Origin of the sequence: Streptomyces rapamycinicus NRRL 5491, from assembly GCF_024298965.1 — a bacterium.
Taxonomy (GTDB): Bacteria; Actinomycetota; Actinomycetes; order Streptomycetales; family Streptomycetaceae; genus Streptomyces; species Streptomyces rapamycinicus.
Map to the genome: position 1 here is coordinate 12129973 of NZ_CP085193.1, position 15256 is coordinate 12145228.

At 68.5% G+C, this 15256-nt stretch carries 12 protein-coding genes and 1 pseudogene; 9 read left to right on the forward strand and 4 right to left on the reverse strand.

Annotated features, from left to right (window positions below):
- Positions 1-13: 13 nt before the first annotated feature.
- The gene (locus LIV37_RS49970; protein WP_020874699.1) at positions 14-2077 is read right to left on the reverse strand and encodes a hydantoinase/oxoprolinase family protein; all 2064 of its coding nucleotides are present in this window, start codon (positions 2075-2077) and stop codon (positions 14-16) included.
- Between the two features lie 487 nt (positions 2078-2564).
- Between LIV37_RS49970 and LIV37_RS49975 the strand changes: the two genes are divergently transcribed.
- The 6 genes from LIV37_RS49975 to LIV37_RS50000 all read left to right on the forward strand — a co-directional run bounded on the left by LIV37_RS49975 (position 2565) and on the right by LIV37_RS50000 (position 8563).
- Positions 2565-3473, forward strand: a complete 909-nt coding sequence (locus LIV37_RS49975) for an LLM class F420-dependent oxidoreductase (RefSeq protein WP_020874700.1) — start codon at positions 2565-2567, stop codon at positions 3471-3473.
- A 106-nt stretch (positions 3474-3579) separates the two neighbouring features.
- Positions 3580-4635, forward strand: a complete 1056-nt coding sequence (locus LIV37_RS49980) for an LLM class flavin-dependent oxidoreductase (protein WP_020874701.1) — start codon at positions 3580-3582, stop codon at positions 4633-4635.
- Between the two features lie 105 nt (positions 4636-4740).
- Positions 4741-5589: a TIGR03619 family F420-dependent LLM class oxidoreductase gene (locus LIV37_RS49985; protein ID WP_158634991.1), complete on the forward strand. Its 849-nt coding sequence runs from the start codon at positions 4741-4743 to the stop codon at positions 5587-5589.
- Positions 5590-5648: 59 nt separating this feature from the next.
- Positions 5649-6785, forward strand: a complete 1137-nt coding sequence (locus tag LIV37_RS49990; protein ID WP_020874703.1) for a zinc-binding dehydrogenase — start codon at positions 5649-5651, stop codon at positions 6783-6785.
- A gap of 92 nt (positions 6786-6877) precedes the next feature.
- Positions 6878-7687: a FadR/GntR family transcriptional regulator gene (locus tag LIV37_RS49995; protein ID WP_020874704.1), complete on the forward strand. Its 810-nt coding sequence runs from the start codon at positions 6878-6880 to the stop codon at positions 7685-7687.
- 72 nt (positions 7688-7759) lie between these two features.
- On the forward strand, positions 7760-8563 hold the full coding sequence (locus LIV37_RS50000; protein WP_020874705.1) for an SDR family NAD(P)-dependent oxidoreductase: 804 nt from the start codon (positions 7760-7762) through the stop codon (positions 8561-8563).
- Positions 8564-8584: 21 nt separating this feature from the next.
- Here LIV37_RS50000 and LIV37_RS50005 read toward each other — a convergent pair whose 3' ends face one another.
- The 3 genes and pseudogenes from LIV37_RS50005 to LIV37_RS50015 form a co-directional block, all read right to left on the reverse strand.
- On the reverse strand, positions 8585-9511 hold the full coding sequence (locus tag LIV37_RS50005) for an acyl-CoA thioesterase (RefSeq protein WP_121826436.1): 927 nt from the start codon (positions 9509-9511) through the stop codon (positions 8585-8587).
- Between the two features lie 138 nt (positions 9512-9649).
- Positions 9650-10474, reverse strand: a complete 825-nt coding sequence (locus LIV37_RS50010; protein ID WP_254807171.1) for a CoA transferase — start codon at positions 10472-10474, stop codon at positions 9650-9652.
- A gap of 47 nt (positions 10475-10521) precedes the next feature.
- A pseudogene (locus tag LIV37_RS50015) lies at positions 10522-12108 on the reverse strand (CaiB/BaiF CoA transferase family protein); the annotation flags it as partial.
- A gap of 460 nt (positions 12109-12568) precedes the next feature.
- Between LIV37_RS50015 and LIV37_RS50020 the strand changes: the two are divergent.
- The 3 genes from LIV37_RS50020 to LIV37_RS50030 all read left to right on the forward strand — a co-directional run bounded on the left by LIV37_RS50020 (position 12569) and on the right by LIV37_RS50030 (position 15158).
- Positions 12569-13066 (forward strand): DoxX family protein, encoded by a 498-nt coding sequence (locus tag LIV37_RS50020; RefSeq protein WP_020874709.1) that lies wholly within the window; start codon positions 12569-12571, stop codon positions 13064-13066.
- Positions 13067-13626: 560 nt separating this feature from the next.
- Positions 13627-14214 (forward strand): PaaI family thioesterase, encoded by a 588-nt coding sequence (locus tag LIV37_RS50025; RefSeq protein WP_254807172.1) that lies wholly within the window; start codon positions 13627-13629, stop codon positions 14212-14214.
- Positions 14215-14324: 110 nt separating this feature from the next.
- Positions 14325-15158, forward strand: coding sequence for an SDR family NAD(P)-dependent oxidoreductase (locus tag LIV37_RS50030; protein ID WP_020874711.1), 834 nt, complete (start codon positions 14325-14327; stop codon positions 15156-15158).
- The last annotated feature ends 98 nt before the right edge of the window (positions 15159-15256 follow it).

Genomic DNA, 15256 nt, shown 5'->3' on the forward strand with positions numbered 1-15256 from the left:
TTTCAACTGATGATCAGTCGTTTCCGGCCTCGACATCGAGAAGCAAGGTACGCTGAGAGCCCATTCGTGCCGTGGCGCCCGCAGGAACCCAAATAGTGGTGTCCGCGCCGTCCAGGCATGCGGGCCCTTCGATACGCGCTCCCGGTTCGAGGTCTTCGACCACGAAAACGGGGACGTCGGTGCGGGGCCCGAGCCGTTCAAGCTGCATTGGCCTGCTCGACGAAGGGTCGCTGACTGCAGGCTCGCCGGTTCCCTCCGCCACGTTCGGCAGAGCCACCGGCTGTCGGCCCGTCCCGACCACGCGCAGCGAAACCATGTCGATCGTGGCGTCGAGGAGGAGTGCGCCGCGGCCGTACCGGCGGACATACTCCCGGGTGAACTCCTCGACGACGTGGTCGACGCTCTCCGGGGTGACGTCCGGATCGGGGAAAGCGATCGTCAGGTCGGAGACCTGTCGCCGGAAGCGGAGGTCGGCCTCAACGGCGATCGACCGGTCCTCCTCCTGGACACCGTCAGCCGTAAGTTCCTTCTTCACTTCGGATATGGCTCTGGAAGCTTTTTTGGCGAGCCAGGGAACATCGAATGGAATGCTCTTTCCGACGGCGATGGTTCGTTCCCGACGGACGGCGGAGGATGCTGCTCCGTATGCCGAGAACACCGACGCGACCTCGGGGACGATCACGCGCTTGATGCCGATGGCCTTGGCGATCTCGGCGGTGAAAAGACTTCCGCATCCGCCGTAGGAGATGATCGCGTGGGTCCTCGGATCCTGGCCCCGGTTCGCGACGGTCGCCCGCGTAGCTTCGGCCATGTTGTTGAGGGCAATGGATCGAATGCCCCAGGCGACCTCCTCGGTGGTCAACCCCAGAGACTCGCCGATGCGCGAGCAGGCTTCCCTGGCCGCACGTTCATCGAGCTTCATGGACCCACCGAGGAACGCCTGCGGGTCGATGTATCCCAGTACCAGCAGCGCGTCGGTGATCGTCGCGTCGCTGCCTCCGCGGCCGTAGCAGGCAGGCCCGGGGCTCGCGCCCGCCGACTTCGGTCCCAGTCGCAGCACCCCAAGGCTGTCGATCCAAGCCACAGAGCCGCCGCCGGCTCCGATCGACTGGACATCGACGTGCGCAAGCGACGTCAGCGTTCCGAAGACCTCGCCCCGAACGGTGCGTGTGACGGCTCCGTCGCTGATGAGGGCGACATCGAAGGATGTCCCGCCCATGTCACATGCGATCGCGGCCGGGGCCCGGTGTTCGGTGGCGACCACCGCGCCGGCGGCTACCCCCGCCGCCGGGCCCGAGTGGACGAGCCAAAGGGGCGTGGCGCGCGCGGAGCCGAGCGTCATGGCACCACCCGCGCAATTGATGACGAGCAGCCGTCCGCGCAGTCCCAGGTCGCGCAACCGCCCTTCGAGGTGATCGAGGCCGGAGAACGCTCCACTGGTGTATGCGTTGAGGGCGGCGAAGGTGGTGCGTTCGTAACCACGCTGGATGGGGTTGAGCATCGACCCGCACATGACGGGAACGTCGGGGAACGCCTGATGGAGGGCTCGCTCCGTCAGCTCCTCGTGGACCGGGTTGATGTGAGACCACAAGTAGGACACGGTAAGGACCTCGACGCCGCGCTCGCGCACCAGCTCCGTCGCCGTGCTCAGTACCTCGTCCACATCAAGCTCGCGGAGCACATTGCCGTCGCGGTCGATTCGCTCGGCGATCCCCCGAATATCCCTGCGTGCGACCAGCTCCGGCGGGCGGACGACCCACCCGTCACGGTTCAGCCGACGGCCTTTGGAGATGCCGAGCTCATCCTCGAATCCGGCGGTCGTCAGCATGCCGACGCGGCGACCCACCTGGCTCGTCAGGATGTTCGTGACGGCGGTGGTTCCCAGCGTGAGACGTTCGACCCGGCCGAGGAAATCATGAATCGAAACATCGGCCTTCTCGGCCAGCAACCGGCAAACGGCGACCACGCCGTCGCCCAGGTCGGCGGGTGTCGTCAATGTCTTGGCACGGTACACGGCGCCGTTGTCCTGGAGGACACCATCCGTAAACGTGCCACCGATGTCGATGCCGATGATCATCACAATTCACCCTCGCTCGATGGTGTCCAGATCAGGTTGCGCATGTGGGTGAGTACTCCGAAGGGTGCCGGTGGGGCCCGGTGTCGGTGTCGTGACCTTCGCAGAGGCCGGGAGACCGAGCGTCCGCGTTCCAAGCCCGTGTGACCTGCGACAGGACGGTAGCGCCCAGCCTCCATACATACAACCATTCTGCATTAGTTAACTGATTCGGATCCGGGGAGGAGGCTGGGCGTGGGCTGAGCAAGGGGTGTGTCCTGCGGTCGAGGCCCTCCGGGGGTCCGCACGGCATTGACAGGTTAGATAAGTTCAATGAATATAGCCATCGAGAGTCAGAGGATCCATCGGTCATTCCGGGCATAGTGGAGCGCGGAATCACCGTCGCCGCCGTGGACGCGAGGGCTGCAGCACACGCGGACGCGATTTCCGGGCGTGGCGGCCCGCCGCCGCGACCGTCCTGCCACTCCGGATCGACATGTGAAGGAGCAGCGTGAAGTTCACCATCGAGTATCCCGTCGCCGCACCCGGATACGACAAAGCCCTGGCCTCTGCCGAGGGGATGGCCCGGCTGTCACGGGCCGCGGACGCGTTGGGGTTCGACGCGATCGCCTTCACCGAGCATCCCGCACCGTCGTACAAGTGGCTGCGGACGGGCGGGCACGAGTCCCTCGACCTGGTGGCCGCGCTGTCGTTCTGCGCCGCGCACACCGAGCGGATCCGGCTCATGACCTATCTGCTCGTGGTCCCCTACCATCACCCGCTGATCGCGGCCAAGGCGCTGACCACGCTCGACCTGCTCTCCGACGGACGGTTGGCCGTGGTCGTCGGCACGGGTTATCTCCGGTCCGAGTTCCTCGCCCTGGGGCTTGCGATGGAGGACCGCAACGAGATCTTCGACGAGGCCCTTGAGATGATGAAAGGGGCCTGGACGCAATTGCCCTACGCCTTCAAGGGCAAGCACTTCGAGGCGCGCGGAGTGGCATCGGTGCCGCAGCCGCGGCAGATGGGCGGCCCGCCCATCGTGATCGGCGGAAACAGCGCGTTGTCCCGTCGCCGGGCAGCACGACACCAGGGGTGGAGCCCGCTGATGTCCACGCCGGAGGTCTCCAGGACCACGCGAACCCCGTCTCTCGCCACCGTGGCTCAGCTCGCCGCCCAGGTGAGGGAGGTCAGGGAACGGGCCGTGGAGGAGCAGGGAGAGGGGACCGAGCTCTTCATCCAGGTCCAGTCGCCGCAGTGCAAGTACATGCGCGATCCCGGTTCGGTCGAGGAGCACCGTGACCACCTCGGTGAGCTCGAGGCGGCCGGCATCGACTCGTTCGTGCTGCAGCCCAGTGGTGAGAGCGTCGAGGCCGTCGTGGCCGGCATGGAACAGTACGCCGATCACTTCCTCTCCTGACGGCGGCGGCAGCGCCTCCGGTGCGGGACGCGCGGTGGAGAGGGTCCGCACGACGCCGCGGAAGGGTTCCCCAGACCTTCGCCGACCCATGAGAAGGGCAGTTCGTATGAAGATCGGCATCGAGATCGACTGGCAGCGGACGAAATTCGACGTGAACCGGGAACGCCTGGAGCTGGTGGACGAGCTCGGCTACGACATGGTGTTCACGGCCGAGAACATCGGCAACGACGGCCTGACGCCCCTGGGGTATGTCGTGGCGGCCACGAAGCGGATAGGGGTGGGCACGCGCATCATCCAGAACACCGCCCGTACCGCCCCCATGGCGGCGATGTCCTTCCAGACGCTCCGCCACATGGCCGGCCCCGATCGGGAGATCATCGCCGGGCTGGGCAACTCCAACCCCGCGAAGACGGAGGCGTGGCATGGCCTGCCGTGGACACCGGCGTACTGGCGGATGCGCGACTACGTCGCGGTCATGAAGAAGGCATTCCGCGGGGAGGTCGTGGCCCACGAGGGCAGGACTCTCGCCATCCCGTTCCACCAGCCGGGCGAGCCACCGAAGTACGAACCCATGAGGCCCCTGCTGGAGACGGACCCGGACATCAAGATCATGTTTGGTGGTGGCACCGAGCTGATGATGGCCAACGCCGCCGAGATCGCCGACGGACTGATGCCCAACGGGGGCTGGGCGCCCGGGATGATGAAGGTGTACCGCCCGATCCTGGAGAAGGGGTTCGCCAAGCGGCGAATACCGATGCGGGTCGAGGACTTCCCGATCTGGGCACATGTCGACGTGCTCGTCACCGACGACATCGAGCGCGACATCGGCCAGTTCAAGGAGTACGTCGCCAAGTGGACCGGCGCTCACCCGGGCAAGGGCGGCGGCCACGAACTGCTGACCTCCCGCGGCTACGGCGATGTGGCCGACCGCGTCCTGGAGCTCTACCGGGCAGGTCGGGTCAAGGAGGCCCAGGACGCCGTGCCCGACGAATACATCGACGAATATTGGCTGCTCGGCTCGGTGGACCGGATCGTCCAGCGGTGGCGTGACAAGTGGATCAACGACGGGTGCAACCTGATCGTGCGCACCGACAACTGGCCGAGCGCCAAACCGGCCGACAACCGGATTTACCAGCCGCTGATCCGTGCCCTGCGCGGCTGAACATCGCGACTGGCCGACAGCCGGGCGAAGTACAGAACCTGATCACCGCCATTAGTCCGAAAGAGGGATCAGATGAAGCTCTGGTGCCATGTGACGAACACGCCCATGAATCAGCTGCTCGAGTTCGCCCGTGTCCTTGATGACCTGGGCTTCGACGGAGTGGCTCTCGCCCACCATCTGGTGGATCTCGAGGCGGCTGGCGCTGAGCACCCGTACCGCCGGGACGATGAGGACAAATGGTGGGACTCTTCAGGCGCCTCGGATCCCGCTACCCCCGATCCCTGGGTGACCGCGACGGCGATCGCGAACGTCACGAACAACATCGTCATCGCTTCGTCGATCTTCGTGCTGCCGCTGCAGGACCCGTTCAGCGTGGCCAAGGCGGTCTCGACTGCAGCACACTTCAGCCGGGGCAGGCTGGTGATGGGGTTCGGCGTCGGATGGATGCGCGACGAGTACGAGTTGGTCGGTGCCGACTTCAAGACCCGGGGCGCCCGGATGAACGAGATGCTGGAGGTGATCCGGCTTCTGCTCACGGGAGATGCCGTCGACTATGACGGGGACTTCTTCAAGTTCAGCGGGGTTCGGATGGCTCCCCCGTACGACACCGACGTGCCGATGTACCTGGGAGGTGAGAGCCCCCGCGCGCTCAGGCGGGCAGCCAGGTATGACGGCTGGTTCGGCGCCGGTCCTTACGACGCTCCGACGGCGATCGAACGGTGCGCGGCGATGCGTGCGGCTCGCGCGGAAGCGGACACTCTCGACAGGCCGTTCGAGTGCATCGTCCCCCTGATGGACGTGCCCACCAAAGGCGAGTGGGAGGGGATGGCCGAAGTCGGTGCGACAGGTGCGATGTTCGTCCCCGCGCGCCGATCGGACCTCCGGCTACGAACCATCGGTGATCGCCGTGCCTACGCCGAGGCCATCGTGTCACGCGCGCAGGAATGCCGTTAGGGAATGCGAAGAAGACCGATGCGGGACAGCGGGCCGACGCGCCCCGGAGAGGGGACGGGATGAACCTGCCGGAGTACGGTCGGGGCCTGGTCATCGAGGAGTACGGGGAGCCCATGAAGCTCAGGGATTTCCCCGTCACCGCGCCGCCGGCGGGCGGAATTCTCGTGAAGGTCGAGACTGCCACGCTGTGCGGGTCGGATGTGCACCTGTGGGAAGGCGCATATGAGCGGCACGGCCTGAGGCTTCCACTCATGCCGGGCCACGAGGCGGTGGGAACCGTCGTAGCTCTTGGCGAGGCGGTGGCAGCCGACTCAGTGGGCCACGCCCTTTCGATCGGGGACCGGGTCGTCTGGGAGCACGAGTCATGCGGTCAGTGCCACGCATGCAATGTGCTCCGACGCCGGACGCTGTGCACGAACCGTCGGCTGGGCATGTTGACGAGCACGGACGATCCCCCGCACCTCAACGGGACGATCGCGGAGTACTCGTATGTGTGGCCCGGCTCGGGTCGTCTCCGCGTCCCCGATGCCGTGGAGAGCGCGTGGGCGTCGGCGGCGAGCTGCGCGTTCCGGACCGTGCTGCATGCGATCGAGAGGCTCGGCCAGATGGACTACCGGCATGATGTCGTGGTCCAAGGCTCCGGGGCGCTCGGGCTGTTCGCCACCGCGATGCTCTCCACGTTGAACCCGCGCAAGCTCATCGTCATCGGTGCGCCGGCGGGCAGGCTCGAGGTCGCATCCGCGTTCGGAGCCGATGAGACGATTTCCATCGAGGACTGTCCCGACCCGGCCGAGCGCGTATCGGCGGTGCTGGCGGCTACGGACGGCCGTGGGGCGGATGTCGTCTGTGACTTCTCCGGTGGCCCCGGCGTGGTGGGTGAAGGCATAGAGTTCGCCGCGCCGGACGGCAGACTTCTGATCGTGGGGTCGACCACGCAGACCTCCGAAGCGATCGACCCCACCCTCATCGTCGTACGAAACCTCACACTCTTCGGATCCACGAGCGCTGAGATCGGCTCCTACTACCGGGCCATGCGGTTCCTGGAACGGCATCGCGATCGTTTCGACTGGGACCTCCTGGTCAGCAACACGCGGTATTCGCTGGACGACGCGACCGTCGCATTCGACAGGATGAAGGCCTTCGACGAGGTGAAGGCGGTCATAGAGCCGCACAGGAACCTGAGTGGCACGGCGTAGTGGGCCGGGCCACGGAGTCCCGCGGGCTTATCATTGAACTGATTTAGTAGAGTGAATTAGCTACTACGGGTCATGATCGAGGCGGGAGAAGCATGACAGCAACCAATGGTCGAGAGGGCTGGGTCCCGGTCGACGAGTTCGTCCGTGCGCCCAAGGCTGCCGAGATCATTGCGAAGAGCATCCGCCGGCGCATTGTGCTGGGCGAACTGCAGGAGGGCGACACGCTGCCTTCGGAGGCCGACCTCATGGCGCAGTTCGGGGTGTCCCGCCCCACGCTGCGCGAGGCCTTCAGGATCATGGAGGCGGAGTCGCTCATCAGCATCCGCCGCGGGGCGCGCGGTGGCGCCCGGGTACTGGCGCCGGACCTGTCGGTGGCGGCGAGGTACGTCGGTCTGCTGCTTCAGATGAGCGGGACGACGATCGGTGAGGTCTACGACACGCGGGTCATCATCGAGCCGGCTGCCGTGCACCTCCTCGCGACGCGCCGCAAGGAGCGCGACATCGAGGACCTGGGGGCATGCGTCGAGGAGCTGCGCAAGCTGGTCGAATCCGCGAAGGCCGACCCGGGCATATCCCTGGACGCGGGGAGCCGGCTCGCCTGGCGGTTCCACGAGCTGCTGATCGAGCGCGCGGGGAACCGTGCCTTGGCGATCCAGTGGGGTGTGCTGCGCGATGTCATGGAGACGCATCTGGCGTCCGCCGTCTCCCGCAGTAGTGACCGGTCCGACGCGGTGGAGTCCTTCCGGCGGTCCGTCCGTTCCTACTCCAAACTCGTCGCCTTCCTGAAGGCCAAGGACGCCGAAGGCGCTCAGCGTCACTGGCGTAAGCACATGGATGTCTCCAGCAAGATCCTGCTCGGGACGGAGGCGGACCCGAAGGCCGTCGTCGACCTCTTCGACTGACCCGGAGCGGCCGCATCGCCGGCGGGGTCACTACGCCGGTGACGCACGAAGACCGAACGGAGAGTCATTTCCATGCAGACGAGGGTCGCGATCGTGACAGGGGCCAGTCGTGGCATCGGCAAGCGGACCGCATTGGAACTCGCGCACCGCGGCTACGGCATCGTCGCGTCGGCGCGGGCGCTGGAGCGGGACGGACGGCTGCCCGGCAGCCTGGCCGAGACCCGGGCGGAGATCGAGGCCGCGGGCGCGCGCGTCGTCGTGGTGCGTGCCGACATGTCCCGGCGGGACGAGGCGAGCGCACTGGTCTCCACCGCCGTGGAGACGTTCGGCCGGCTCGATGCCGTGGTGAACAACGCGGCGTTGACGCATGGGGGCAACGTCCCGGTCACCGAGCTCGAGTTCGAGGACTGGCACGCGCAGTTCGACACGAACCTGCACGGCCCTCTCGCGCTGATCCAGGCGGCCGTCCCCCATCTCTCCAGGACCCGGGGAGTGATCGTCAACCTCTCCTCCGGCGCGGGTGACCTGAAGCCGGCGGTGGAGGGCCCGTTGCTGTACAGCGTGGGGTACGCGGCCAGCAAGGCGGCTCTGAACCGGCTGGCGAACGCCCTGGCCGGCGAGCTGATGGCCCTCGGGATCGCCATCGTCAACGTCGATCCGGGTTCGGTCAGCACCGAGCGCCTTGAACGCCGGCTCGACAGACTGTCGCCCGAGCACAGGGCCCGGTTGGTGTCCATGGAGGTACCGGCCGTCGCGATCGGCCACCTGGTGAGCTGCGGCACCGCTCTGGAATGGACCGGCCGGCTGCTGCGGGCCGCCGACTTCGTGCGGTCGCAGGGGCTCGGAACGGCAGTCCCCGACTCTGCCCGGATCTGAACGCGGCCGGTCGGCCTCTGATCAGCCGGGGGCCCGGGCCCCGGAGCCGCGCCTGCGGAGCAGCCCTTGTTGCTGGGTGCTCGCGACGAGGGCGCCGTCGCGGTCGAAGAGGAACCCGCGGGACAGCGCCAGGCCCTGCCCCGCCCAAGGGCTCTCCTGCTCGTGCAGTAGCCATTCGTCCGCGCGGCGGAAGTGGTGGAACCACACGCTGTGGTCGATCGTCGCGAACTGGATGCCGGGATCCTGGGGTATCACTCCGTGGTGGGTGGCCGCGACGGAGAGCAGCAGGTAGTCGGACAGGTAGAGCAGCGCGGCGCGGTGCGTCAGCGGGTCATCGGGCAGCGGTGCCCTCGCCCGTATCCAGATCTGCTGGCGCGGTGGGGTGGCTGCGCCACGGCTCGCGACCACCCGGTTAGGGGGGATCGGGAACCGGAACTCCACTGAACCGCGCGCCATTACGGCCTGGGCCCAGGCGAGGTTTTCCGGGTCGTCGCGGAGCAGCTCCTCGACCGTGGGCAACTGCTCGGGGGGCGGTGTGCTGCTGCGCGGAATCTGGTGGTCGAACCCGGCTCCCGCGCGCTGGAACGAGGCTGTGAGCTGGCAGATCAAGCGGCCGTCTTGGAGGCCGTCGACATGACGGGTGGAGAAGGACGTCCCGTCGCGGACCGGTCGGACCTGGTAGGTGACGGGTGCGTCGGAGTCCCCCTCGCGCAGGAAGTGGGTGTGCGCCGAGTGGAGAGCGCGCTCCCGGGCGACGGTGAGGCCGGCGGCCATCGCGGCCTGGCCGGCGATTTCGCCGCCGAACTTGCGATGCATGCCGCCTCGTCGGGACAGGCCCCGGAAGCTGTGGCGCTCGACCTGCTCAAGTCCCAGGAGCTCTGCCAGGGAACCGCCGCGGCCGGGCAGGCCACGAAGGTTCCCGGCGGGGGGCGTCTCGGCTGCTGTCATGACAGATAAGTCTAACTTAGTTAGCCAACTTGGCAAGGGCTGGCCACTGACCCGACTCCGGTGGCAGAGCGCGATGAGTTCACCGAAGGCGCATCGTGCCGCTCGTACTGATCACCGATCGCGGGCCCGCTGAGCGTGTCAGCCGATCACACCCCGGGCATGGAGATCGGCGACCGTCGCCTCGTCGTAGCCGAGCTCCGCGAGGACCGCGTCGGTGTGCTCGCCGGTCAGGCACCCGCCGCGGGCTCGTACCCGCGAGCGCGAGAAATGGGTCGCCGCGTCCAGCCGGCGGTGCTCGTCGAAGACCGGGCTCATCGCGTTGACGCAGTAGCCCGCCTCGAAGGAGGCGTCGTTCTGGTAGAGCTTCTCGGGAAGGACTTCGGTGACGGCGACACACCCGATGTCGGCGGCACGGAGATCCTTCTCCCACGCGTCGTTGGGACGGGTCAGGAATATGGCGGCCAGCACGCCGGCCAGCTCGCCGTCGTGCTCGGCACGCGAGGAGACGGTGGCGAACCGCTCGTCGCCGGCGAGGTCGGTATAAGGAGCCAGCGCGGTGGCCAGCCGTCCCCACTCCCGCTCCTGCGGAGCGGCGAGGCACAGCCAGTGTCCCTCGGCGGCCTCGTAGAGGCGGTACAGCGCCGAGTACCCGTGGAGCAGGCGGTCCGGTTGGATCGGATCCGGCCGCCCCTCGTAATCGACGTTGCGGTCGATGAGGCAGTGGGTCGCCGTCGCGAGCATCGTCGTCGTCAGGGCGCCCATCGGCCTGCCGCGGCGCCGGGCGAGAAGGCCGAGCAGCATCGCGCTCGCCGCGCCGGAGGCCGCCACGCCGTCCGCCTGACCGGTCTGGTTCGCGGCCGCGGTGTACAGGCGGATGATGCTGGACTTGATCTCGGCCAGGTCGTCGGTAGCGCCGGCGGCGTCGGGGACGTTGGACAGCGCGAGCCCGGAGGCGGCACCCATGGACGGTGCGTAGGCGGGACTGCGACCGAACGGCCCGTCCGTGCCGTAGCCCGGGCGTTGAGGTAGATGAGGCCGGGGTTCACGGCCCGGAGGGCCTTCGCGTCGACCCGGGCCCGCTCGGCGGCGCCCGCCCGGTAGGTCTGCACCACGATATCGGCGCGCTCGGCGATCCGGTGGACGATCTTCAGGCCCTCCGCGCTGTTCAGATCGAGCGCGACGCTCTCCTTGCCCTGGAGGACTTTGGCGCCACCGGCTTCCGGGAAGGCGGCGAGGCGCCGCATGGTGTCACCGGCCAGCGGTTCGACCTTGATCACCCGGGCCCCGAGGTCGGTGAGAAGCGTCGCACCGTACGGCCCGGCGAACATCGAGCCCAGTTCGAGCACGGTGACTCCCTCAAGAGGCAGCCCGGAGGGGGCCGGGCCGTCGGGCGTGGTGGCGCGGGGAGTGCCGGCGCCGGTCAGCAGGGCACTGCCGCCCTCGCCGAGGCGCGGCGCCGGACGGAGTTCTGTGATCGGCGCGCCGTCGCTGTGCACCATCGTCGACGGCTGGCGCACCGGACCCAGATCGGGGTCGTCGACCACTGCGATACGGCCGTCGTGGACCAGTTGCGGATGGCCGAAGGCCTCGGTGGGCGTACGGAACCGCTCCGCCTGGATACTGGGGTTGGCCGCGAAGACCCTGTTCCACTCGTCGAGCGTGCGGCTCCTCGCCTTATCGATCATGATTTCCCACAGCTCCAGGCGGAGCGCGGGGTCGGCCAGGTCGGGGAAATCGGCCCACTTGGGCTCGGCGAGCATCTCGCTCAGGCCGAGTTCCTCGGCGAAGGCGGCGAACAGCCGGGGCTCGGCCTGAGCGAACTGGAGCCAGTGGCCGTCGCTGGTGGGTGTGGAGAGCAGGTTGTAGATGAGCCGGCCCCGGGGGGTGCCGTCGTCGTCCCACGGTTTGCCGACGGCGGAGAACGCGTCGGGCCAGCGCAAGGCGACCAGCTGCATGAAGTAGGAGTACGTGTCCATAGTGGACAGCCCGCGAACGAGGTCGGCGTGCACGTGCTGGCCGCGGCCACTGGACTCGCGTTCGTAGAGTGCGCAGAGGATCCCGTGCAGCGCCGTCTGCGCGGCACCCCAGGAGGCGTACGGCGTTGACACGAAGGCCGGTCCCGGGCGCGGAGCGGCCGGGGCATTGCTGTGCATGACCCCCCACCTGGCCATGACCAGGGCCTCGTAGCCCTGAAGGTCGGCATCGGGCCCGGCGCCCCAGCCGGTGATGCCCGCGCTGACCAGTTGTGGATTCACCTCGCCCAGCTTGTCGGGGGTGAAGCCGAGCCGGGCGGCCGTGCGGGGCCGGAAAGTGGTCACCAGTACGTCGGCCCTGCGGACCAGCTCCCAGACGCGCGCGTTGTCGGCGTCGTCATGGAGGTCGAGCACGCGGCTGCTCTTGCCACGGGCCAGTCCCGGCCATCCCGTGACGGAACGCAGCGGGTGTCCGCCGGGCGGCTCGACCATCAGGACGTCCGCGCCGGCGTCGGCGAGGAACTGTGATGCCAGCGCGCCGGGAAGGGCGGTCGAGAGGTCGAGAACCGTCAGCCCGGCCAGGGGCTCCGCCGCCGCGCCTTCGTTGGGCGCCATCTCGTGCATCTCCGGCTCTCCCTCGTGTGATCGTCCGTGATCTGTGGTGATCTCTGACCCGTCGTCCACGGGTGGTCATCGGGCGTCGGCGCGGCCGGTACCCGCAGTGCTCTGCCGCCAGTGTCCGCCGTCGACCCGGGCCGACGCCGAGGCGGTACGGCGCGATGCCGGGCCTGCCGGCTGAAGGGTGGTTGTCACGATCTCCTCCGGCCCGCCGGGCACATGGCCGGCGTTGCCGTCGGAGGCGGGGAATGCCGCAGAGGGCAGGACTACTGTGACGTCAAAGATATTACTGATTTATACAAGACGGTAGTCGACGGTGGCAACCATGCGAAGCGGTCGAGGTGCGGGCGGTCGTGGGGTGGTGCCCCTGCGACGCCGGCGCGGCTGCGGGCCCGCCTCCCTCGCTCCCGACCTTGCCAGGTTGAGTTTATAGAGTAAGATGATTGCACCTTATAAGTGAGGGGGCATGATGGCGACCGACCTCGCAATGGCGCTGGTGAGAATGGCACTTGGGCCCATGTTGCTCGTGCACGGGTGGAACAAGCTGGCAGGTTCCGGTGGGCTGGCGGGGACGACAGCCTGGTTCACGGGTCTCGGCCTGCGTCCCGCGTGGCTTCACGCGCGCCTCGCGGCGGGCACCGAGATCCTGGCCGGCGTGCTGGTCACCGTCGGTCTCCTCAGTGGCCTCGCGGCGACCGCGTACGTCGGTCTCATGCTGGTAGCGGCCCTCACCGATCACAGGGGCAAGGGATACTTCGTATTCAAGGGCGGTTGTGAGTACACCGTCCTCGTCGGCGTCGTTGCGGTGGCCCTGGCCTCCGCTGGGCCCGGTGCCTGGTCGCTCGATCGACTGCTCGGCCTCGATCTCGCCGGTGCGCTCTGGGCCGCTTTCGCGGCGGTTGCCGGAGTGGCCGCCGGGCTGGCCCTGCTGTTGACCTCCTACCGGCCTCCCAAGGCCGACTGAGCCGCCGCACACGGCCCGGCTCCCGCCCGGAGGTGTCACACTCACCCGGCGGCGGCCAGGGCGGCGCCGTCGTCATTGAAGCCCTCCGACCGTCCCCTCAGGGCTTGAGGGTGGAAGCCTTCGGGGTCGCTGCGGGAGTCTGTGAGGAAGCCTCCTCGGTCACGGGCGCGGCGGGCAGATCACGCCGTTGCGGCCCGCGCGGCCGCTCGGCAACCGCAGACCCATGGGGCACGGCCGTATACCGGCGCCAGACGGACCAAGGGGTGTTCTCCGCATGGATGACCACGACGAAGACAACGACGGCGTGCACGGGAAGCCGCTGGAGTTCCCGACCGGGACCGCCGATTCGGGCGGGCACCGCGACGGCCGGGCGAGCCCCCCGGAGAACGGCCACCCCTGCTGCCTCTGCTCGTGCGGTGAGCCGGGACGTCGAGGCGCCACCCCGGAGCGAAGGCCGGTGCCGGGCCCGCCTGCGTCAGGCCGGCGCCCCCGCCTGCCGGAGGCGGTGTCGCCCGAGAGCGGCAGGATGCCTCGTACCGGCCTCCCTCTGGCAGTGGCACGTGGCTGGACCGGACATCCCGGTGACGGGTGGCGGGCCCGGGTACGGCGCGGTGGTCGAATCGCTGCGCGATCTCCTCGACGGGTTCGCCGCGGCCAGTCCGGACGAGGAGACCGTGCGGGCCCTTGCCGATGCTTTCGCCGCCTGGTCCAAGAGGCTGGAGAGGCACCGTGTGGGCGAGCGGCAACAGGTCTTCGGCCGCCGCCGCGACCTGCACGGCCGCGGCCAGGTGATGGCTCCGAAATTCGCCGCCGAGGAGTCCGACGAGCGGAGTGTGAAGGGGACCGTGACTTTCGGGCGTTACTTCCTCGGCGGCAACGGCGCCGTCCACGGCGGTGCGATCCCGCTGCTCTTCGACGAGGTGATGGGCAGACTCTCCAACACCGCGGGCCGGTCCCAGTCGCGTACGGCCTTCCTGCACACGGACTTCCGGTCGGTCACTCCGGTCGGGGTGCCGTTGAGCGTGCGGGCGTGGTTCGAGAGCGAAGAGGGGCGCAAACGGTTCATCCGTGCGGAGATCAGGGACGGTGACACCCTGTGCGCCGAGTCCCATGGGCTGTTCCTCGCCCTGCTTCCCGGGCAGCCCTGACATTACGCCGCTGATGCGGCGGCGGGGCCCCGCGGGATGCTGCCCCCGCAACGTGGCCGCCCGGCGGGCGAACCATTCCCCGAGTAAGGTAACTAGGTTAGACTTGGGGAATGACATCAGGGGCGGCGAAGACTTGGTTCATCACCGGTGGTTCGAGCGGGATCGGGCGCGCCCTGGCGGCGCGGGTGATCCGTGCGGGGGGCCGGGTCGCGGTCACCGCGCGCGATGCGAGCCGCATCGATCTGGATCTCGGGGACCAGGGCGTGGCGCTCGACCTCGACCTTGCCGACCCGGAGACCTTCGCGCCCGCGCTCGCGGCCGCCGAGAAGGCGCTCGGGCCGATCGACGTCCTGGTCAACAACGCTGGATACGGCCTCCTCGGCGCGATCGAGGAGACCGGCGAGGAGGAGCGCCGGGCTCAGATGGAGGCCAACTTCTTCGGGCCGGCGGCGCTGACCGGGCTCGTCCTGCCCGGCTGGCGTGCACGGGGGGCGGGGATGATCGTCAACGTCTCTTCGGTCAGCGGGGTGCAGGGAGCGCCGGGATCCGGTTACTACGCCGCCAGCAAGCACGCACTCGAAGGCTGGTCCGACGCGCTGCGTGGAGAGCTCCGGCCGTTCGGTATCCACGTCCTCGTGGTCGAGCCGGGGGCCTTCAGGACGGGCTTCTTCGGCCGCTCCCGCCGCTATGCGCAGAAACAACTCGGCGTCTACCCGGCCGTGGACAAGCGGCGTGAGGAGGAACGCCGGCCCGACGGGCGGCCGCCCGGAGACCCTGAGCGCGGCGCGCTCGCGATCGTCGCGGCACTCGATTCCGACGAGCCCCCGGCTCATCTCGTGCTCGGCGGCTTCGCCGCGGCGATGATCGCCGACGCCCTGGAGCGACGGATCGCCGAGCTGGAGCTGTGGCGCGAGGTCTCCGAGGGGGCCGACTTCCGCGAATGACTCCGGCGGCCCCTTCGCCGTACGGGCGCAAGAGGGGCGGACCGGCTCGGCCAAAAATCAGACGTATTGGTTCACATAGTTAACTGATACGGTAACCA